Annotated in this window: 17 protein-coding genes and 1 other RNA gene; 1 reads left to right on the top strand and 17 read right to left on the bottom strand. The window is 57.0% G+C overall.

Annotation, left to right across the window (positions count from 1 at the left end; translation table 11 throughout):
* Nucleotide 1 precedes the first annotated feature (1 nt).
* The 10 genes from ACH3PB_RS04230 to ACH3PB_RS04185 all read right to left on the bottom strand — a co-directional run bounded on the left by ACH3PB_RS04230 (nucleotide 2) and on the right by ACH3PB_RS04185 (nucleotide 10,300).
* Nucleotides 2-559 carry an ExbD/TolR family protein gene (locus ACH3PB_RS04230; RefSeq protein ID WP_416398178.1) on the bottom strand — a complete coding sequence of 186 codons (558 nt, stop codon included), beginning with the start codon at nucleotides 557-559 and terminating at the stop codon, nucleotides 2-4.
* Nucleotides 556-1,119, bottom strand: coding sequence for an ExbD/TolR family protein (locus tag ACH3PB_RS04225; RefSeq protein WP_416398177.1), 564 nt, complete (start codon nucleotides 1,117-1,119; stop codon nucleotides 556-558). Before ACH3PB_RS04225 ends, ACH3PB_RS04230 begins: the two co-directional genes overlap by 4 nt.
* A gap of 2 nt (nucleotides 1,120-1,121) precedes the next feature.
* Entirely contained in the window at nucleotides 1,122-1,763 is a 642-nt protein-coding gene (locus tag ACH3PB_RS04220) for a MotA/TolQ/ExbB proton channel family protein (RefSeq protein ID WP_416398176.1), read from the bottom strand.
* 108 nt (nucleotides 1,764-1,871) lie between these two features.
* Nucleotides 1,872-2,180, bottom strand: a complete 309-nt coding sequence (locus tag ACH3PB_RS04215; RefSeq protein ID WP_416398175.1) for a hypothetical protein — start codon at nucleotides 2,178-2,180, stop codon at nucleotides 1,872-1,874.
* Nucleotides 2,177-2,872 (bottom strand): tetratricopeptide repeat protein, encoded by a 696-nt coding sequence (locus ACH3PB_RS04210; protein WP_416398174.1) that lies wholly within the window; start codon nucleotides 2,870-2,872, stop codon nucleotides 2,177-2,179. The genes ACH3PB_RS04215 and ACH3PB_RS04210 overlap by 4 nt, the downstream gene beginning before the upstream one ends.
* Nucleotides 2,850-5,726 carry a tetratricopeptide repeat protein gene (locus ACH3PB_RS04205; protein ID WP_416398172.1) on the bottom strand — a complete coding sequence of 959 codons (2,877 nt, stop codon included), beginning with the start codon at nucleotides 5,724-5,726 and terminating at the stop codon, nucleotides 2,850-2,852. The genes ACH3PB_RS04210 and ACH3PB_RS04205 overlap by 23 nt, the downstream gene beginning before the upstream one ends.
* A complete protein-coding gene (locus ACH3PB_RS04200) occupies nucleotides 5,723-7,570 on the bottom strand; it encodes a tetratricopeptide repeat protein (protein ID WP_416398171.1) in 1,848 nt (615 codons plus the stop codon). Before ACH3PB_RS04200 ends, ACH3PB_RS04205 begins: the two co-directional genes overlap by 4 nt.
* Nucleotides 7,571-7,580: 10 nt before the next feature.
* Nucleotides 7,581-8,147, bottom strand: a complete 567-nt coding sequence (locus ACH3PB_RS04195) for a hypothetical protein (protein ID WP_416399412.1) — start codon at nucleotides 8,145-8,147, stop codon at nucleotides 7,581-7,583.
* A 127-nt stretch (nucleotides 8,148-8,274) separates the two neighbouring features.
* Nucleotides 8,275-9,453, bottom strand: a complete 1,179-nt coding sequence (locus ACH3PB_RS04190) for a vWA domain-containing protein (RefSeq protein WP_416398170.1) — start codon at nucleotides 9,451-9,453, stop codon at nucleotides 8,275-8,277.
* 4 nt (nucleotides 9,454-9,457) lie between these two features.
* On the bottom strand, nucleotides 9,458-10,300 hold the full coding sequence (locus tag ACH3PB_RS04185) for an AAA family ATPase (RefSeq protein ID WP_416398168.1): 843 nt from the start codon (nucleotides 10,298-10,300) through the stop codon (nucleotides 9,458-9,460).
* 126 nt (nucleotides 10,301-10,426) lie between these two features.
* Between ACH3PB_RS04185 and cysK the strand changes: the two genes are divergently transcribed.
* Nucleotides 10,427-11,395 carry a cysteine synthase A gene (cysK, locus tag ACH3PB_RS04180; protein ID WP_416398167.1) on the top strand — a complete coding sequence of 323 codons (969 nt, stop codon included), beginning with the start codon at nucleotides 10,427-10,429 and terminating at the stop codon, nucleotides 11,393-11,395.
* Nucleotides 11,396-11,466: 71 nt separating this feature from the next.
* Here the strand turns inward: cysK and ACH3PB_RS04175 are convergent, their stop codons facing one another.
* From ACH3PB_RS04175 to ffs, 7 genes are all read right to left on the bottom strand, one after another.
* Entirely contained in the window at nucleotides 11,467-14,136 is a 2,670-nt protein-coding gene (locus ACH3PB_RS04175) for a VWA domain-containing protein (RefSeq protein WP_416398166.1), read from the bottom strand.
* A gap of 90 nt (nucleotides 14,137-14,226) precedes the next feature.
* The gene (locus ACH3PB_RS04170) at nucleotides 14,227-14,664 is read right to left on the bottom strand and encodes a hypothetical protein (protein WP_416398165.1); all 438 of its coding nucleotides are present in this window, start codon (nucleotides 14,662-14,664) and stop codon (nucleotides 14,227-14,229) included.
* Nucleotides 14,661-15,935 carry a ribonuclease D gene (locus tag ACH3PB_RS04165; protein WP_416398164.1) on the bottom strand — a complete coding sequence of 425 codons (1,275 nt, stop codon included), beginning with the start codon at nucleotides 15,933-15,935 and terminating at the stop codon, nucleotides 14,661-14,663. The genes ACH3PB_RS04170 and ACH3PB_RS04165 overlap by 4 nt, the downstream gene beginning before the upstream one ends.
* On the bottom strand, nucleotides 15,928-16,488 hold the full coding sequence (gene recR / locus ACH3PB_RS04160; protein ID WP_416398163.1) for a recombination mediator RecR: 561 nt from the start codon (nucleotides 16,486-16,488) through the stop codon (nucleotides 15,928-15,930). The genes ACH3PB_RS04165 and recR overlap by 8 nt, the downstream gene beginning before the upstream one ends.
* A 49-nt stretch (nucleotides 16,489-16,537) precedes the next feature.
* Nucleotides 16,538-16,861, bottom strand: coding sequence for a YbaB/EbfC family nucleoid-associated protein (locus tag ACH3PB_RS04155; protein WP_416398162.1), 324 nt, complete (start codon nucleotides 16,859-16,861; stop codon nucleotides 16,538-16,540).
* 41 nt (nucleotides 16,862-16,902) lie between these two features.
* The gene (gene dnaX, locus ACH3PB_RS04150) at nucleotides 16,903-19,026 is read right to left on the bottom strand and encodes a DNA polymerase III subunit gamma/tau (RefSeq protein WP_416398160.1); all 2,124 of its coding nucleotides are present in this window, start codon (nucleotides 19,024-19,026) and stop codon (nucleotides 16,903-16,905) included.
* 50 nt (nucleotides 19,027-19,076) lie between these two features.
* Nucleotides 19,077-19,173, bottom strand: an RNA gene (gene ffs / locus ACH3PB_RS04145) — signal recognition particle sRNA small type.
* Nucleotides 19,174-19,258: the final 85 nt, after the last annotated feature.

Here is a 19,258-nt window from a genome sequence, read left to right as displayed (position 1 = left end):
ATCAGCCTGACACTCCCGTACCGGCGTCTGTTGTCTGGCCGTCTTGTGGTTCCACTGCCTGCATCAGCTCGCGCTGGGTTGCCAGCGAGATGCGGCTATAACCAGCATCGACGCAGGTTGCCATCACGCGTTTGAGCAGGCTGTAATCGAGCGACTTGTCGGCCAGCACCGTGATTGGCAAGCCTTCACCGCCAGCTTGCTCTTCGGCAGTCCGGGGGCGCCGTTCGGCCTGATAACGCAGCTCCTTACGCAGTGGTTCGATGATGAGCTCGGACGACTCCTGAATAGCCGAAACTCTTCCAACCACCCTGTTGCCTACGGCTATCTGCTCTGGCGTTACACTCAGCGTGAGCGTCTCACCTAGCTCGCCTTCGGAAATCGACAATGGCAGATCAACCTTCGCTGTTGTCTCCAGGACTTTGACGTCGCTGCTGTTCACCATCAAGAAGAACACCAGAATGGTGAAAATATCCATGAGTGAGACAAGGTTCAGCCCACCAACCTTCTTGTGCCGACGGTAATGCCGATTATGTCGACGCGCTTTTGCGGACTGCTTCATGACGGCCCACTCCCCTCGGTGACCGGTTCAGCCCCACGGGTGCTTCCGGCATTGGCCTCTGGCGCATCAGCAATTGAAATATTGGGAAACAGCTCAGCCTGAACCAGGCTGCCTGCAACCAAGGCCGGATAGGCACGCACACGGTCCATAACCGAAATGAGCGTCTGATAGTCAGTCTGGGGACGTGCCATGAGTACGATGTCACGTTTCTCTGGCAGCCTGGCCTTGATCTGCTGCATGACCTGGGTCAGTTTCTCAAAATCGTAAGAAATCTGCGCGGTTTCAGTGCGCCGTTCAGTGGCCGGGATCGTGGCAATGACCCCGCCCCTGTCGTCGCTGACGATGAGTTGCTGAGGATAGATCATGACCTGTAGCTGCAGCTTTTCATCAAGCGCCTTGTCCGCGCTTGAGCCTAGCGGAAAATTCAGATCGAGCACGCCGTTCGAGGCGAATACCATGTTGATGAGCAGGACGGGAACCAGCACGATCATCAGGTTCATGAACGCCGTGATATCGAGGTCAGCTTCCTGCTGTAAACGGCGGTGTTTGCGTCTCATCATGATCAGGACTTGTTGTTCGCTTCATGCCCACTAATGACGTTCATCACCTTGATGCCGGCCATTTCGAAACTATCGATGATCTCGTTGGTTCGTGTTTGCAGCACGGCGTTCATAAGCAGCAGCGGAATGGCGGCCATGAGACCGAAGGCCGTGGTGTTCATGGCGACCGATATACTTTGTGACAGCAGGTTCGCTTTCTCTGCCGGGTCGGCATTGGCGACCGCCGTGAAGGCTGCAATGAGGCCGATGATGGTACCGAGCAGGCCGAGCAGAGTCGAGACATTGGCGAGCGTCGCCAGGTATGGCGTACGCTTTTCAAGTCTTGGCAGCGCCTCCATCAGCCCTTCTTCCATGGCAGTTTCTATCTCGTCGCGAGGCTGTCTGTTGAGCAGCCGGGAGAGGCCCGCAGCCAGCATATTCGCCATCGCCGTGCCTGAATTGTTCGCCTGTTCCAGCGCACTGCGGTAATCACGCTTGCCCACCAAGGGGAGTAGACGGTCGAAATCGTGGCGATTCGCCCGCTTGGCTTTCGAGAGATAGAAATAACGCTCGACGGCAATGGCCAGACCGATGGCAAGTACCAGTGCGATCGGGTACATGAAAACCCCACCTTCCTGAAAAAAGCGGATTATGGTCTCCAACATTTAGTTCTCTCCTGCTCAGAGCAATTTCTGCTCAATTACGTTCCATGATGCCTGCATCCCGAAATGGGCCAGGCCGTAGTTGTCAATTGGTTTTGATCCAGCGCGCTGTCAGTCTTCTTTCAGCTCTCCGAGCTCCAGATTCTTGCGGAAATACAGTTCTTCCCTGAACCGTTGCCGCTCAAGCGGCTTCAAGACATCGTCCAGATCGGTTCGTGGTGGCGGAACCGAGATATCCGGGCTAGGTGGCGGCTGCCACGGCAGCAGGAACAATACCTGAGGCTGTTCCTGATCGCCACGGATTGTTGCGCCTTCCATTTCCGTGCGCTCTGCAGCTTGCGCCACAATTGCCAATGTGCACAGCGACGCCATCACGAAGCGCATGGCGCCAGCGCACAGATTGCGAAGGAAGCTCGTCATGAGTCAGTCCCCAGCCTGTTTTTCAGGTCGACAATCCACAGGCTGACCTGCTCATCCTCGCCGACCAGCTCCAGATACGTTTTATACTGATCCAGCGCAACGGCAGGCTTGCCAAGATAGATATCGTAGAGAATACCGATATTGCGATGATAAAGCGGTTGCTCCGGTTCTATCTCGAGAGCGGCCTGATAATGACGCTCCGCCGTCTTGAAGTCTCCCCGCTTGCGGGCGAGCACGGCAAGCTGGTGGTGTGCCCGATCTTCACGGCGATTGGCGCGTAGAGCCCGTTCGTACCATTGCTGAGCCTGCTGCTCGGCACTCTCGCTGTCCTCGCTCTGCTCGGCCAGCAGGCCCAGCGTGACGTAGGGCTCGCTGAGCTCCGGCACTTCACGGGTCAGGGCGATTAACTGGCTTTGCGCACCTTCGAGGTCACCGGCCTCCATCAGCTCGAGTGCGGCCGCGTATTGCAGCTGTGCAGCCTCAAGATTCATAGCCGCCAGCTTCTGTTCGTATTCACCCTTTTCACCGAGGTTGAATGGCTCGTAGGGCTCGAGCGGCTGATCGGCGCTGTTGGTTGGCGCGAGCACCGGCCTGATCTGCTGGGCGCATCCGCTCAGGAACGCCAGCAGCAGAGAGCAGACTGCAAGTTGAACGCCCAGGCTGAAGGGCCTAGCGAATCGACGGCGCAACATTAATCGATGTCTCCTTCTTGTTGTAACGCACCGGCAGCAACTGACTCAGAGAATCGATACTTTGCTGCACATAATCGTCATAGATACCTTGTTGCATGACCGAGACATTACCTTCCAGGATACCGATAGCTTTTTCCTCGAATGGATAAGCCTGGTCCTCGAGCAGTATGGCGTACTGCTCGCTTTCAAGCGCATTGAGGCCCTCGGGGCGCTCGCTGTCGAGTATATCCTTGCTCAGAGTCAGATAGGCAGCGCCCAGCGTATGATTCGCAGCAGTCGTATATCGAGCAATGGCGTAACTCTGACTCTGCTCGATGTCGGCGACCAAGGCTCGCAGTGCGGCTGTCTTCTTCTCCAGCGAGGCATTGAGCGGTAGGTTCAGGGCAACGGCCTCGAAACGGTCTCTGCTTTCTTCGGTGCGCGACCAGGCCGCCTCGGCTGCCAACGCTCGGGTCTGACCTGTTCGGCTGGAACCACCTGCTCGCTCGAAGCTGATCAGCTCATCACGGAGCGCCGATGCCTGCTTTTTCAGGCTCGATGGACTGCCAGCCGAGGTCGCCAGGGCAAAAAGCTCGTAGCGCACGTCCACGCCCGCCTCGAAGGGTCGTGGATATTCCCGCGCGTATATCTGCAGGGTCTTGGCAAGATCGGCTGTCTTGCCCGCTTCCCTGTAGAAGCCAGCGACTTGCAAGAGGGTTTCGCGCCGCTCGTCCGCGGGTTGCTGCTGTTTCAGCGACTCAGCCAGCGCGTCACCGGCCTGGGCTGGTTTATCGAGGGCGTCGTAGGCAAAGGCGAGCTTGGCCGGAATACCTAGCGCGAGTTCGGTCGCTGGATGCTTCTTGCGATAGACCTTCATGAGGTCGATCGCGAGTTCCCAGTCCTTGATATCGAGCGCGCGCATGGCTGCATCGTAGCGGGCAGTTTCAGCAAGCGGTGAGCTTGGCGCCACGGCGACAACACGCATATATTCCTGCAGTGCACCGTTCATGTCGCCCTTCTCTTCCCACGCTTCGCCCTGCTTGTAGATACTGGCAACATAGGATGTCATGAAATCGTCACGTCGCGCCCTTTCTGCATCGCTCAGCTTGTTGCGTCGATCATCGATCAGGATAATGGCAGCGTCGAAACCTCGTTCAGCCTGGGCAAAGTCGCCGAGCTCAAAGGCACTACTGGCAGCAATTTCATAGGCATCGAGTTGATGCGACGCCTCTTTGGTGAGTTCAACTACGCGATTGGCCTGAGCCAGCGCCGCATCATATCGCTTCGCCTGGTACAGATCGTTCGCTGCCAGCAGCACGACCTTGCCGGACCGCTTGTCCTGAGGATAGGTATCGCCGAAGCGAATGGCCGCGTTGATCCGATCCTGTATAAGCGCTGCCTGGTCTTCGGATTCAGCAGTCTGCGACTGTTCCAGCATACGGGTGCGGGTGGTGATGCCCGCGTAAGCCGCATCGGCGGAAGCTGGCGTTATGGCATAGGCGTAACCTGCCCGATCATAGGCCTCGACCGCTTTGGCCAATGCGCCCAGCTGCAGCCATGTATCGCCCAGCAGGAAGCTGATTTCCGCATTGCGTGGATCTTCCGGACTGAGCTGCAGCATGGCTGTAAAATGCTTTGCGGCTGAGTCAAACCAGGTCTGGCTACCTGCCATAGCACCGGCCTTGGCCTCGGCCTGCGCGAGCGCGTAGGCTCTGCGACCAAGCTCATCGCGTAATCCAAACAGCCGTGGACGCAATTCGTTCTGCTGTTCAGGGCTAAGCTGTTTCCAGTAATCCGAGTACTGCCCGAGCTCGTCGACGTAGCGTTCACGCTCCTGCCAGACCAGCTGCGGTAGCTTACCGGCTTCAAAGGCCTGCAGTTTCAGCTCATGAAATTCAGGTCGCTCTGCAGTCTGTGCAAACCTCTGGATATAACCCTCAGCGACGTCTGCTGCGTCCTGAAAGCGCTCCTGGCCAAGCTGATAGGTAAACAGCCCCTTGTAGAGTACGGGCGCCAGCGCGGTGCTGCCCTGTCTCGCCATAGACGCGTTGAGGAAGCTCTCGCCACCATTCTGCGTCGCGATGACGCTGATGATACGCGCCACGTCGTCTTCCACGGCCTGGTTATTGGATTCGTCCGGATACTTGTTTGACTGGATGTCGACCAGTACGTTGAGAAACTGGTCGATGGCAGCCTGGTTGCGGTCGCTTTTGTACATCGACCAGGCAAGCATGTACTGCGCCTTCGGAATCAGGGCAGCATTACCACTCTCTGTGACCTCGCGATAGCTGCGCTCGGCCAGTTCATATTGACCTTTGGTGTACTGCGCCTCAGCAATTCTGAATTGCGCTTCGGTCGAAAACTTGGACGACGGGAATCGCTCAAGCAGCGTTTGCAGAGCGACCAGGCTCTCCTGCTGTCGGCCACGCATATCAAGCGCTTTCGCGAGCTGATATTGCAGCAGATCTCGACTGAATGGCTCCCGCTGGCTAGCCGTAGCCGGCGGCAGCGCTATGACCTTCCGATACACTTCTATCGCCGTATCCCAGAGTGCGTCGGTGAAGAAGCCATCCGGACGCAGGTTGCCGTAGCGATCCTCGAGACTCTCCATACGCAGCAGTGCAAGAGCCTGGATACGTGGATCATCCGCCCGGTTGATCAGTTGTATATACCGATCGATAACTTCGTCAATCGAGACGCGCGGCGCTTCTCTGAACGCGAAGTCGACATAGGCCGGCTTGAGCTCGCCAATAGTCTTGTTGTTATCAACTTTGTCTATAACGACGAATGCACTACGGGTTTCCGCCATCACGGCACAGGGAAGCGGTGCAAGCAAACACGCGGTTGTGAAGGGAATGATCAGCTTTCGCATCATTTCGCTCCAGCCTCTCTCTCTGATCGCATCTTGTCAGCCTGCATTTTCTCGAGCTCGTCTATCGCGAGATCGTCGTACAGGTTGACCAACGAGAGTTGACTGCGCAGATAAAAGTCTTCGATGTTGTCATAGTGCCGCTGCAGAAGCTCATCGCCCCTCTTCGCAAGCAGGCCTTCATACTCGGCGATGACTGCATCACTGCGTTCCAGAGCTGCTGAATAGCGATCACGTAATGTCGCGATACGGTCATTGAGATCTGAAAAACCAGACTCGGCTGCAGCCATCTGTTTGCGCAACGAGACAAATTCCTGCCTGGCCTGCACCAGTATTCTGTCGACATACTCGAGCTCGGCGACAAGGCTGATCGAGCCGGTCTTCAGATCTGGCGCAAGTTCATTCCGGCGAGCGATCACCTCGTTGAGATTACTTGTGTTCAAAAGGGCCTTGCGGTCACTGCGCGCTTTCTTCACATCCGAGGCCTTTTGAGCCAGCGCCTGCTCATAGATATCAAGACGGTCCAGAGCGGATCGGGAAAACTTGCGCATGCCATCGAGCTGTAGCAGTGTTTTGGCCAGCGCATAAAATTCGTCGTCTGACATCAGGAAATTCACGAAGGCCACTGTGGGTGTATTGGTGACAAGGTCTGTGGCAAGGAACCACGCGGCCTCGTTATGCTGCCGCCTTGCCTTGTCCAGTACGGCCAGCATGCCGTCCGCCAGCAGGGATTTCCTGATCTCAGCCGTATGACGCATTTCCTTGTCGTAAACCGAAACGGCTTCGAGATAGGCATCAATGGAGGTAGCCCTGAGGCCTTCCTGCTCATACCCATAAGCGATTGCCTGAAAGGCTTCAGCCACTCCCGGGACGACAAGCGCAAATTTCTTCGCACGATGCCAGGCCTGGATGGCCACCCGGTATCGCTTCAGCCCGGCAAATGCGAGGCCGTAATCGTAGATGCCAGCGGCTGCGCTGGCGCCATCAGCTCGCACGTTCTGCAGAAAGCCCAGCGCCTTGTCGTACTCATCCGACAAGAGTGCCAGATGTCCGGCGGACAGATAAATTCGGTCCTTGAGCTCGAGCCCTTCTTCCGTATTCGGCGTCATGGCCGCGGCCACGCGAAAGGATATGAGCGCGCGATTGACGTCAGGGTCATTTTCACCGTAGTACACGGCGAGATTGTAGTAACCGTAAGCCGCCCAGAACGTACCTTCAGTGACTTTGCCGAGGGCTCGACCAGCGTCAGCCGGACGCTTCTGATGAATATAGCACCGCGCCATCAAATAATAGGCCTCGTCGAGCCCTACACGATCGAGGGAGTCGAGCGACTCGCTGAGCTTCTTGAGCGCATCCGTATATTGCCCCGCCTCATAGGCCACGCGACCCTCGTAGAGCTTCGCCCGCTGCAGCACATCTTTTTCCCGAACGGTAAAGGCAAGATGCTCTGCAATTTCAGTATTGGCCTGGAACATGCCGTAGCGGGAACCAGCCTCGATGGCGAGAATATGGTTGAGGTTGTGGAAACGATTCGCAATATGATTGGAGCCCATATGACGATTTTCCAGCAAGGTTAGCGTGCCAAGATCATCATTGGTGTAGTGACGGAACAGTGCCTCCCTGTAGAGCAGGCGATCGCGCGCGGTAGCCTTGGCCTCTGCCTCATCGCCTATGACATCACTGCCAGAATCCGCAAAGGCGGGACTCGCAAGGGCGATGCCCAGGATCAGCACGACTGAAGCCATCGGCGCTGCGAAGTAGCGTCGACGACAGGGACTCAGCAGCGTATCGAGTGTTCGCCTGACCGCAGGATGAATCCTGTAGTTGACGGCAGTGAATCGAATAGTCAAATCAGGCAGCTCAGCGAAGTTCTTGAATACGGAAAGTCGGTTGCATGGGTTGCCCCGGTCTTGGCTCTACACGTAGCTCAAGATATTTTGCGCCAGCCTGCTTGCTGAAACTGGCTTTCGCAGTGGAGCGAAAGAACTTGTTGTCAGCGCCCCGACCGTTGAACACAGCCTGAATGTTATGGCCGCCGGTGGTAAGGTTACCGACGTGAAGACGCTGCACACCGCCCCGCTTGAGCGCCTGGATCTCGCGGTCTGAATACAGGTAACTGGTGGCAAACTTCTTGTCGATCAGCAGCTCGACCGATTCGAGCGTGAACGGCGCGTTTTCATCGACCCCGAGAAAGATCACAACCTGCGTGTCCAGCGGATAGAGCACATCCTCTTCCAGCTTCATCAGTTCACGGTTGAGGTTGACTATATCCTGCTTGAGCTGCTCGGTTTTCTTCGCCAGCTCAGCAGTCGGCACCTCGGCAGTACTCGTGGCACTCCAGAAGCAGAAGAACAATGCCAGCACGGCAGACGCTATTCGCAACCTGCCATTCATGGCATTCAGGGCACTCAGCCAATCTTTAGCCACTCTCAAGATACAATCCTTATTCTCTGCAGCAACAGCAATTTTGTGGAGGGAGTCTATCACTCATCAGTGGGAATGGGTGTGACGAACACCAAATCTACAGGAGACTGGGCCAGCGGGCCCTTCCGGCCTACTGACTCAGATATTTCATACCAGCTTCGAGCCCTTCGATGGTGAGTGGGTACATCTTGTCGTCCAGCAGCTGCCTGGTCATGCCAAGCGACCCACCCTGCCCCCAATAAGCCTCGGGTAGCGGGTTGAGCCAGATGACCTTGTTGAACTTTTCCCTGATTCTCTGCATCCAGACAGCGCCAGCCTCCTCGTTCCAGTGCTCGATACTGCCACCAGGATGCGATATCTCGTAGGGTGCCATACTGGCATCACCAACAAAAATAACTTTGTAATCAGCACCATAGGTGTTAATGACATCCCACATCGATGTCGTTTCCGTGGTGCGACGCACATTATTCTTCCATACCACCTCATAGATGAAGTTGTGGAAATAGAAGTTCTCCATGTGCTTGAACTCGGTGCGTGTTGCCGAGAACAGCTCTTCGCACACACGGATATGCGGATCCATTGAACCGCCGATATCGAAGAACAGCAGAACCTTGACGGTATTATGCCGCTCAGGAACCATCTTGATATCGAGATATCCCGCATTGCGAGCCGTGCTCGAGATGGTGTCAGGCAGATCCAGTTCATCGGCGGCACCCTGCCTCGCGAACTTCCGCAAGCGACGTAGAGCGACCTTGATATTGCGTATGCCGAGGGTTATCGAGTCATCGAGATCCCTGAACTCGCGCTTGTCCCACACCTTGACCGCGCGATTATGCCTGCTTTTCTCCTGCCCTATACGAAAACCTTCAGGATTATAACCATTGGCGCCAAACGGCGAGGTACCACCGGTGCCTATCATCTTGTTACCGCCCTGATGACGCTCCTTCTGCTTTTCCAGACGCTCCTTGAAGGCTTTGATAAGCTCTTCCAGGCCACCGAGAGACTCGATCTTGGCCTTGTCTTCTTCGGAGAGTTGCCGCTCGAACTCAGCCCTTAACCAGTCTTCCGGTATTAGCGCTTCGAGCGCGAGATCGATGCTCTCGATGCCCTCGAAGAAATGACCGAAAGCCTTGTCGAACTTGTCAAAATGCTTCTCGTCCTTTACCAGTATGGTCCTGGTGAGGAAGTAGAAGTCATTCATGTCGGCGAAGGCCAGCCGGTGCTGCAAGGCGTTCATGAGATCAAGAAACTCACGCACACTTACAGGCACCTTGTGCTGGCGCAGGATATCGAAAAAGCCTAGCAACATGGTATCAGCCCCGGCGGCGCGCCATGAACGCCAGTTTCTGCAATAAGTGTACGTCCTGCTCGTTCTTCACCAGCGCGCCGTAGAGCGGCGGAATGGCCTGGGCAGCGTCCTTCGCATGCAGCACATCCTTGGGGATATCGTCCGCCATCAACAGCTTGAGCCAGTCGATGAGCTCGGACGTCGAGGGCTTCTTCTTCAAACCGGGCACTTTGCGGATATCGAAGAAGATATCCATGGCATCTGCAACCAGCTGCTTCTTGATGTTCGGATAATGCACATCGATGATCTGCTGCATGGTCTCGCGATCAGGGAAGTTGATGTAATGGAAGAAGCAGCGGCGCAGGAAGGCGTCCGGCAGTTCCTTCTCATTGTTCGACGTGATGATCACAATTGGCCGGTGAATCGCCTTGATGCGCTCCTGCGTCTCGTAAACATGGAACTCCATCTTGTCGAGTTCGAGCAGCAGATCGTTGGGGAATTCAATATCGGCCTTGTCGACCTCATCGATCAGCAGCACGCACTGCTCTTCGGCCGCAAAGGCTTCCCACAGCTTGCCTTTCTTGATGTAGTTGCCGATGTCATGCACGCGGTCGCTGCCCAGCTGGGAGTCTCGCAGACGCGATACGGCGTCATACTCGTAGAGGCCCTGTTGAGCTTTGGTGGTGGACTTGATGTGCCACTGAACCAGCTTCATGTTCAGTGATTCAGCCAGCTGCTCGGCCAGCATGGTCTTGCCCGTACCTGGCTCACCCTTTATGAGCAGCGGGCGCTGTAGAGCGATAGCGGCATTGACTGCCATCTGTAAATCTTCGGTGGCAACATACTCGCCGGTACCAGTGAACTTCATAGCGCGCATCGACCTCAATGTGATTGGCGAGCCAGTATACATTTGTATGCCTGTGATGTGTAATGAACCCTATGGGAGAGATTCCCAGCTGATTCCCCACGCGAAACAAGGACAAGAGAGGCGACCATGGGCAAGATTTATGAAGACAACTCCTATTCGATAGGCAATACGCCGCTTGTGCGGCTCAACCGGGTCACCAACAAGAATGTCTACGCCAAGATTGAAGGCCGAAACCCCGCGTTTTCCGTGAAATGTCGCATTGGCGCCAACATGGTGTGGGCTGCGGAGAAGGCTGGCAAATTGAAGCCAGGCATGACGTTGGTTGAACCTACAAGTGGCAACACGGGTATCGCGCTGGCATTCGTCGCTGCTGCTCGTGGTTACAAGCTCAAGCTGACCATGCCCGCTTCAATGAGCCTGGAGCGCAGAAAGGTCGTGAAGGCACTGGGCGCTGAAGTCGTCCTGACCGAGCCACCGAAAGGCATGAAAGGCGCGATTGCGGCAGCTGAAGCGCTGGTGGCTGAAAATCCTGACACGCATCTGATGCTGCAGCAGTTCGAAAATCCCGCCAACCCCGAGATTCATGAAAAAACCACTGGCCCGGAAATCTGGGATGACACTGACGGCAAGATCGATGTGTTTGTCGCAGGCGTGGGCACGGGTGGCACGCTCACGGGGGTGTCTCGCTATATCAAGCAGCAGAAGAACAAGCAGATCATCACCGTGGCCGTCGAGCCAGAGAGTTCACCGGTTATCTCACAGACCATGTCGGGCAGCGAACTCAAGCCTTCGCCACACAAGATTCAGGGCATTGGCGCAGGCTTCATACCTGGCAACCTCGACCTGTCGATGATCGATCGTGTGGAGCTGGTCAGCGATCAGGAGGCCATGGCCTTTGCGCACAGGCTGATGAAGGAGGAAGGCATCTTGTGTGGGACCTCTTGCGGCGCGGCCGCCGCTGTTGCGGTTCGGCTGGCGGAGCTGCCTGAGTTCGAAGGCAAGCACTTCGTGGTGATTCTGCCAGACATGGCCGAACGCTATCTGTCGTCCCCTCTGTTCGAAGGTCAGTTTGGCGACCAGGAAAACATTCAGTAGCCTACAGCTGGCCCTGCATAGCCGGCGCTGTTGGCCGGCATTTTCTACCAGGCCGACCGACTAGCGCTGGGCTATTTTTTCCTGGCGGGCTCAGTCTTGCCGGCATCAGGACGCTGCCGACTCTCGTCCTCGGTGTCCGGCAGCTCATCGGTGTCAGCAATATCGAAGTCTTCGAGATTGAATTCTCCATCGTCGGCTGACACATCAGCTGCAGCGTCTTCGCCTGTCTCGGCCTCCTCATCTTCAAGTCCGGCCTCACCCGCAGCGCGACCTTCATCCAACAAATCGTCGATATCGTCGAAGTCCGACATATCAATCTCCGGAAGATCGGCTTCATCAACTGGCGGGGGTGCAGGCTTTGTGCGCGCCATCGGCTCGGGCGCTTCCTCATCCAGCTCCATCGCAAATTCGAGATCGTCATCGTCTTCTGCTGCCGGCACGGGCTCGGCCGCTGGCGCTGGTTCTGGCTCCGGTGCTGGTTCCGGCTCTGGTTCTGGCCTGGCGACAGGGTCCGCCTGCGCTCTGAGCTCATCCGCGAGCCCGCGTAGATCATCCTCCTCATCTTCAACAGCAGCCACTGGCGCCGCTGGTTCGGATGGCGCGGGCGGTGGCTGCTTCGCAGCAGGCCTGGGCTCAGGATCCGCTGCTGGCGCGGCGACCGGCTCTTCGCCGAACAGGTCCTGATCCAGGTCGTCATCTGCATCCAGACTGGCCGTAGCAGCTGCGACGGCGGCAAGCTCCTCTGTACTGACGTCTTCCTCTTCGGGCGCTTCAGCGACTGCGTCCGACTTCACGTCGGCCGCTGGCTTACGCGATTTCCACCACCAGAAACCCAGGCCGGCCAGCAAGAGCACCGCGCCACCGCCTCCAATAGCTAACCAGAGTAACAGCTCATCATCATTTTCCGGTTCGACATCGGCTGGCTCGGGTGTCTGAGCGTTAATGGTGTCGGCCGGAGAAGTCGGATCAGCCGGTGTCACGACAGGTACGCTCGCAGGTTCCGCTTGTGCACCCCGGTCCACACGCGCCCGCTCGTCATCAGCAAGTTTCTCGTTGATCTGATCGATCTGTGCGGAATCAATGAGCGAGGTGAATTCGTTGGGACTGGCTTCCTGGCGGGGAAATTCAGCCTGTACGGCCTGCGGCGTGAATTCGAACTCTGTCAGCGCCTGTGTGCGTCCTTTCACCTGAAGAGAGACTTCGTAAATACCATCGCCACGAACAGGCGAAATCGGTAAGCTCCAGCGGCCTTCCTCGGCGATATACGGTATCGACGCGATCAGCGTACCGCCGTCTGGCGTCTTCGTCTTGGCCACGATGCTTGTGGCTTCACGATCGATATTCGGGCTCAGAGGCGTAATGTGAACTCGCCATGATGTCGCATCACCGGAGCCGGTTGCTTCGGCTTCAACGGCAACAGGCGGACTCAGCTCCATTACCCTTCGAGTCTGACGCTTGAAGGTTTTGCCGTCAGCCTGAACGAGCACTGAGTAGCGTCCTGTCTTCTGCAAATTGCGGATAGGCGTGGAAAACACGCCATCGGCTGGCGGTGCTGCACTGTCGCTGATGAGCTTGGTGCCTGACTGGCCGCCTTCCGCAGCGATCGTGACCGACACATCAATCAGCTTCAGCAGATCCTGACTGGTAACCGGCTCACCGTTCTCGAAAAAGCCGATATTCAGCTGTAGCTCTTCACCCGCAAAGAATTGGGCGGGCAAATCCTTCATGATCATACGCAGATTACTGACCACGGTAACGCGGCTGCCTGGCGCGAGCTGACCTTCCAGACGCCACGAACCTTCGACTGGCCGTTTGATGGTTATGAGGTCGTAATTGCGTGTGGATATCCAGTTAATTGATGCCGGGTGGGCCGTTACTGTCGAGCGCTCACCGGCTGGATCGATGATGGCGATTGGATCGCTGTCTTTTGCGCGGAATACCAGCGCGGTGAATTCCTCTACCGAGGAGTCGATATCGAAGCGGTTACCTTCCAGCGGCACCTCCTCCGCCTGGACGGCATTGTCAAAGGCCTGCAGGAACACCCGGCTAAGCTCTTCCGAGGTCTCTGCCAGCGAGTAAACGCCCTTCGTCTGCGCGCTAAGCTGTTTAAGCAGGAGACTATCGGCGTTACCGGAAAGGGCCACGGAATGAATGGTCGCACCGGCATCCTTGAAGCTCTGCACGAGCGATGTCAGCACCCGGTTACGCTCCGCGACATTGACACCCGGATCCTTGGCGATATCCACCACCCCATCGGTCAGCAGAATGATCTGCGCATTCGACAGGTCACCCGGCGGTGAGATCCTGCTAGCGGCGGCGTCTTCAGCGGACCGTTCGAGTGCGGCACCAATGTTGGTGTACATCGCCACGGAATTGATGAGTTTCGACTTTTCCTTGGCGTCCTGACGCCAGGCGTCATCGACTTTGCCATAGGGCACCAGCATGTTGACATACTGACCGAAGGTCCATACGCCTGCTTTGCTGCCCTCAGGCAACAACTCTGTGATCAGATTGAGGGCGGGTTTGCGAAGATCTTCTGGATCATTCTTTTTCATGCTCCCGCTGATATCGATCAGGATACGCACATCAGCTTCAGGGGGAAGCTCAAGCGCAGCGTTGGCTGCCTTGGGGCCGATCAGGGTCACGGCCAGTAGTGACAGTAGTAGCCAGATGGATAAGTTCCAACGTGTCCCAGCCTTGAAAAACTCGCCAGTGTCGGCCGGAGCCCGGTCATACTTCATCACTGTTCCCTGCACTGCCCTTGAATGTAAACATTCAAAGTTATAGCAGCGATCAGCTCAAAGCGCTAAGTTGCGGTTTTCCAACAAGCCTCAGGCGGAAGCAGCTGGCGCAGCTCTCGAATCCCGGGTGTGACGAACTGCCGCCGCTCTACGCTGCTGATCCTCGCGTTCATCCTTTCGATGAGTGATCCAGGCCTGAACAGCACCAAGCAGCAGAGCGACCGCGACACCGGCAACTAGCGCCATCAGCGAAGTCTGCACGACATCGTCAGCCTTCTGCAAGACCCCATAAAGCGCCGTGAACCATGCAGGCACCAGCAGGCGGAGCTCCGACACCTGCACAAGTGCTGGCGTGAACAGGACGGCTGCCGCCACGCCTCGCAGGAGAAACTGCAACCATAGCGGACGCACGGCGCGCAAGGGCCATAGTAATAACAGATAGGCCACGATTGCGGCCGCAAGATACGCCGCCCAAGCCAGGAAGATGTCATGGCCAAGCACGAACGATAGCGCCGATTGTGAATTCATTCGGAAAATCCTGAATCAGTTGAGTCGGTCTCGTTGCCGAGCCGCGAAACTTCGATAATCTCTGGCATCAGCAGCTCACCGCGCCATCCCGTTGTGAGTGCAACCGCATCACTTTCCTCAGCCCTGACGCCTGCTGGAACATGCGAACGATTGACCCAGCGTACGAGCTCTTCGATCTGCTTGCGTCCCGCCAACACTTCCGGGGCGATTCGTTCGCGCTCGGCTACTTCCGCAATATGGGCCTTGACCCGCTTGACCACGGACTTGAACGATTTCGGCAGAGGCGGCGTGATCAGCCTGAAACCTTCCTCAGGCCCCGCTGCCATGGCTTGCGCTGTGAGTGCAACGAGCGTAGGCCCATACCGTCGCAAGCCAGTGAACTTCTGACCCATGCGGCGAACGCGGTGCAGACCATCCGGTGCGTGAATCTGCTCTTTCGCCATCACCATGAGCAGGTCATCGTCGCAAATCTTCTTGCGGGCGATATTCCGCTCCCTGGCCTCGACCTCACGCCAAGCGGCAAGCGTCTGCAAGATCCGCTGACCGAGCGGCGGCAGGGCAAATGCCTTGCGCATGTTCAGATAATAGTCACTGAAGTCAGCTGCAGTGAAGTCCGCACCCTGTTTGCGATCAGGCTCAGGGTAACGCAGCCGCGCCTCCTCGAAACAGAGTTCGAGCCGACGCCGGGCGCCAGCGTCACTGCGCATGGTCTTGAGCCGATGTTCTGCAAGGGCAAACAGGTAGATAACGTCTGCCACCGCATAATTGAGCTGCGCATCACTCAAGGGTCGCTGCAACCAGTCCGATCTGGTTTCACCCTTGTCGATCTCGACGTTCAGGTGGTGAGAGACCAGTGCCTGCAAGCCAGCGCCCTGCGCTTCAGACGGATCGAACAGCTCGGCGAGCTGTGTATCAAACAGTGGCAGTGGCGTCGGGAGCCCCACCATATGAAATATTTCTATGTCTTCAGACGCGGCGTGCATGGCTTTCACACAATGTTCCGCGAGGAAAATCGACCTGAGTGGCGTGAGATCCACTGCCGACAAAGGATCAATCAGAAAGCAGTGCCGGCCATCATGGATCTGTATCAGCGCGAGCGCCGGATAGAAGGTACCGACTCTGATGAACTCCGTATCCAGCGCCAGCAGCTCGGCCGACTGGAGAATCGAAACCGCGGTAGCGAGATCATCAGCGTTGTCGATCCAGTACACCGTGGCATCATGTCGCGCGGCTACAGGTATGGACTGATGGAAAGGACGCAGTTCAGGCATAAGGCTTCCTGCCACTCAGGGCATGTCCGAGAGTGATGCTATCGACTGCCCCCAATTGGCCGCCCATAGGAACACCTTGCGCCAAGGTTGTGAGACGGATGCCGCGCTGTTGCGCGAGCTCAGCGATGAAATGTGCTGTTGCCGCACCCTCCACAGTAGAGTCTGTAGCCAGTATCACCTCGTCCAATCCAGACTCATCAAGACGTTTCTCTAGCTCAGACAAACCTATCTCATCCGGTCCGATGCCATCAATCGGCGACAGCAGGCCCTGCAGGACAAAGTAATAGCCCCTGAAAATACCGGTATGCTCGATGGTGATGAGATCAAGCGGAGACGCTACGACACACAAGGCCGTAGCATCGCGACCATCATCTTCACAGATCTGGCAGAATTCCGCTTCGCAGAGGTTCCTGCAACGACTGCAGGGTCTTACCGCTTCCAGCGCCCGCCCGATTGCCAACGCAATATCTGCAGCATCCTGCTGACGCTGGCCAAGCAGACGTAGCGCCATCCGCTGTGCGGACTTCTGGCCGACACCTGGAAGCTTCTGCAAACTTCTGATGAGCTGTTCAATACTAGGGCTAAGGCGAACCTGCATCAGATTAGAACGGCATCTTGAAATTCGCCGGCAAACCCATGCCTGATGTAAGCTTGCCCATCATGTCCTTGTTTGAAGCCTCCACCTTGCGGACGGCGTCATTGACTGCAGCCGCCACGAGGTCTTCGAGCATGGCCTTGTCTTCGCTCATCATCTCATCATCGATAGTAATTTTTCGAACGTCGTGACGACCAGTCATGATCACTTTGACCAAACCACCGCCTGACTCACCCACGACCTCTGCCTTGGCAGCGTCTTCCTGGGCTTTCTGTAAGTTTTCCTGGACCTGCTGCGCCTGTTTCATCAGGTCACTCAAGTTACCGACCATAGTATTCTCCAGTTTGCTGAGCGTACCGGGCAGGTGCGCTTCTATCCCTTGTTGATACGGCTAGCGTCGTCATCCATCTTTGCCAGATCGTAAACGACACTATCTTCTATAAGTGAGGCTCCGAACGCCGCTTTGAGAGACCCAAGACCGGGCGCCGAAGCGAGCACCGACCGAGCCAGCTCCGTGCGGCGTTCATGCAGATAACGTTGATAGGCCATCGGTGAGAGCGGGCCACAACTATCGAGCGCATCCCGTAGCGCGAGCGGCTGCACATCGAGATCAACCGCTTTTCCAGTGATCTCACCGAGCGCAGCTGCCAAGCCCTGCCGATGCTTCTCGCTGAATAGCTCTGCTTCATTCTCGGCCATGACGAAGCCAAAGTGAAGTCGATCTTCCCGCTCGGTCAGCTCCGTGAGCATGAGCGAGGCGGCCAGGCTGTGGCCCATGCCACGCAGACCGTACTGGCCTACGTGGGGATAGAGCTCTGGCCAGCTGGTCGTGCCTGCTGCCCAGGCTTCAGCGTTGGCTGTTACCGTAATGAGGGGACCTAGATCTACCGCCTCACTGCCGGACCCGGACGCTGGCGATCCTGAACCCTTGGAATCGCCGGCAGATGCAGCTGGTTGGGGCCCAGAGCCCTTGGCCTCATCGATAGGCGCTGAACGCTGCGGCGGCCGAGCGGACTCCGGCTCGGGTGGTGACGCCACCGATGACCTGGCCTCAAGCGCTGCAGGTGTCTTACGAGCACTGCTGCCCGTTTCAGCAGACAGCTCTTCGTCAAACTGACTGTTGAAGTCGTCATCGACCCAGGGAGGAATACCATCGTCTTCAGCTACTGCAGGTGCTGCAGGTGCTGCGGTTTCCGCTGGCTGATCACCGCTAGAAAACGATGTAGCTTCTTCAGCGACAGCGGTAGTGGCAGCCGGTGCGGCAGTCGTTTCTACGCCTTGGCCCGGATTGGCTACGGGGGCTGCAGCTACGGATTCAGGTGTTTTTTTTTGAGCCGCCACCTCAGTCTCGTCGTCTTCTTCAGGCGACTCCAGGGCTTCAGCTGGGCCGAGGAAGGCCAGCATTCGAAGCATGAGCATGGCAATAGCCGTTCGTGCATCTGTCGCGATCTGCAGGTCACGATGACCCAGCAGCGCGATCTGATAGAGCACTTGCAGGTCGGCACCGTTCAGCTGACTGGCAAGCGACTGCTGCCATTGTGCCTGCTGCTGACTCAGACCCGAGAACAGCGCGGCCTCCTGCCCCTGTGAACCAGCCGATGACAACTGCTGGCGCAGCGCGATCTGATAGAAAATTTCGCAGAGCTGGCTCAGTAATCCGCCGTAATCAGGATTGGCTTCTGCAAGCGCCTCCAGTGCAGCGTTCAGCTTTACTGGCTGACGATCGACCACCGCCTGCAGTAAGGCATATACGGTGTTGCGATCAACCGTACCCAGCATGGTGGTGACCTGCTCTCCAGACAGCCGACCATCGCCATAGGCAATGGCCTGATCAGTCAGGCTAAGCGCATCGCGCATACTGCCAGCGGCAGCACGCGCGATATCCCAGCAGGCCTCTTCGTCGAACTCGACATGCTCCTGCTCCAGCACCCAGCTCAGATGCTTCGAAATGCGGTCCATCGACAGGTTCTTAAGGTTGAACTGCAGACAGCGCGACAGGATAGTGACCGGCAGCTTTTGCGGATCGGTGGTCGCGAGCAGGAACTTGACGTGCGATGGCGGCTCTTCGAGCGTTTTCAACAGCGCATTGAAGCTGTGGTTGGACAGCATGTGCACTTCGTCGATGAGGTAGATCTTGAAGCGGTTTCGACTGGGCGCGTACTGGACGTTATCCAGCAACTCGCGCATGTCCTCGACCTTGGTGCGTGAGGCCGCATCAATTTCGATGAGGTCCACGCTGCGCGATTCGATGATTTCGAGACAGCTGGCGCACTGGCCACAGGGTTCGGAGGTAATGCCGGTTTCGCAGTTCAGCGAACGGGCGAAGATACGCGCAACGGTCGTCTTGCCGACGCCGCGAGTACCTGTAAATAGATAGGCGTGGTGAACACGACCGGAGTCCAGCGCGTTGGACAGCGCTTGCAGAACATGCTCCTGACCAACCATTTCCCCGAATTTTCGCGGCCGCCATTTTCGAGCCAGGGCGATATGCGACATTGGGTTAACGTGAGTCCATGGGAGTGTCTGACCTTAAGACTGGAGGCAGGTCCAGCCAGCCACACCCCGGCACCCGAATCCACCGCTGTGGCTGCTCCCTTCCGGGCCTGACCAGGTTCACGGCTTATCGCTGCGAGGGGACCAACTGGACCCACCCTATTATTCGCCGAACGGTATGCTTGTCCGGCGAGGTGGTGGACTATAGCAAAGAGCCCAGCGGCAGACAACGCCG

Origin of the sequence: Allohahella sp. A8 (assembly GCF_047946665.1) — a bacterium.
Taxonomy (GTDB): domain Bacteria; phylum Pseudomonadota; class Gammaproteobacteria; order Pseudomonadales; family Oleiphilaceae; genus Allohahella.
Note: the sequence above shows the minus strand (reverse complement) of the source record. Positions and strands in the feature narration are given on the sequence as shown.

Excerpts from the sequence above, each read along its gene's own strand:
- ACH3PB_RS04185 (WP_416398168.1), bottom strand. The coding sequence starts at position 10,300 with ATGAAGTTCACTGGTACCGGCGAGTATGTTGCCACCGAAGATTTACAG.
- dnaX (WP_416398160.1), bottom strand. The coding sequence starts at position 19,026 with ATGTCGCATATCGCCCTGGCTCGAAAATGGCGGCCGCGAAAATTCGGG.
- ACH3PB_RS04205 (WP_416398172.1), bottom strand. The coding sequence starts at position 5,726 with ATGATGCGAAAGCTGATCATTCCCTTCACAACCGCGTGTTTGCTTGCA.
- ACH3PB_RS04225 (WP_416398177.1), bottom strand. The coding sequence starts at position 1,119 with ATGATGAGACGCAAACACCGCCGTTTACAGCAGGAAGCTGACCTCGAT.
- ACH3PB_RS04155 (WP_416398162.1), bottom strand. The coding sequence starts at position 16,861 with ATGGTCGGTAACTTGAGTGACCTGATGAAACAGGCGCAGCAGGTCCAG.
- ACH3PB_RS04230 (WP_416398178.1), bottom strand. The coding sequence starts at position 559 with ATGAAGCAGTCCGCAAAAGCGCGTCGACATAATCGGCATTACCGTCGG.
- ACH3PB_RS04215 (WP_416398175.1), bottom strand. The coding sequence starts at position 2,180 with ATGACGAGCTTCCTTCGCAATCTGTGCGCTGGCGCCATGCGCTTCGTG.
- ACH3PB_RS04190 (WP_416398170.1), bottom strand. The coding sequence starts at position 9,453 with ATGTTGCTAGGCTTTTTCGATATCCTGCGCCAGCACAAGGTGCCTGTA.
- ACH3PB_RS04170 (WP_416398165.1), bottom strand. The coding sequence starts at position 14,664 with ATGAATTCACAATCGGCGCTATCGTTCGTGCTTGGCCATGACATCTTC.
- ACH3PB_RS04220 (WP_416398176.1), bottom strand. The coding sequence starts at position 1,763 with ATGTTGGAGACCATAATCCGCTTTTTTCAGGAAGGTGGGGTTTTCATG.
- ACH3PB_RS04210 (WP_416398174.1), bottom strand. The coding sequence starts at position 2,872 with ATGTTGCGCCGTCGATTCGCTAGGCCCTTCAGCCTGGGCGTTCAACTT.
- ACH3PB_RS04165 (WP_416398164.1), bottom strand. The coding sequence starts at position 15,935 with ATGCCTGAACTGCGTCCTTTCCATCAGTCCATACCTGTAGCCGCGCGA.
- cysK (WP_416398167.1), top strand. The coding sequence starts at position 10,427 with ATGGGCAAGATTTATGAAGACAACTCCTATTCGATAGGCAATACGCCG.
- ACH3PB_RS04175 (WP_416398166.1), bottom strand. The coding sequence starts at position 14,136 with ATGAAGTATGACCGGGCTCCGGCCGACACTGGCGAGTTTTTCAAGGCT.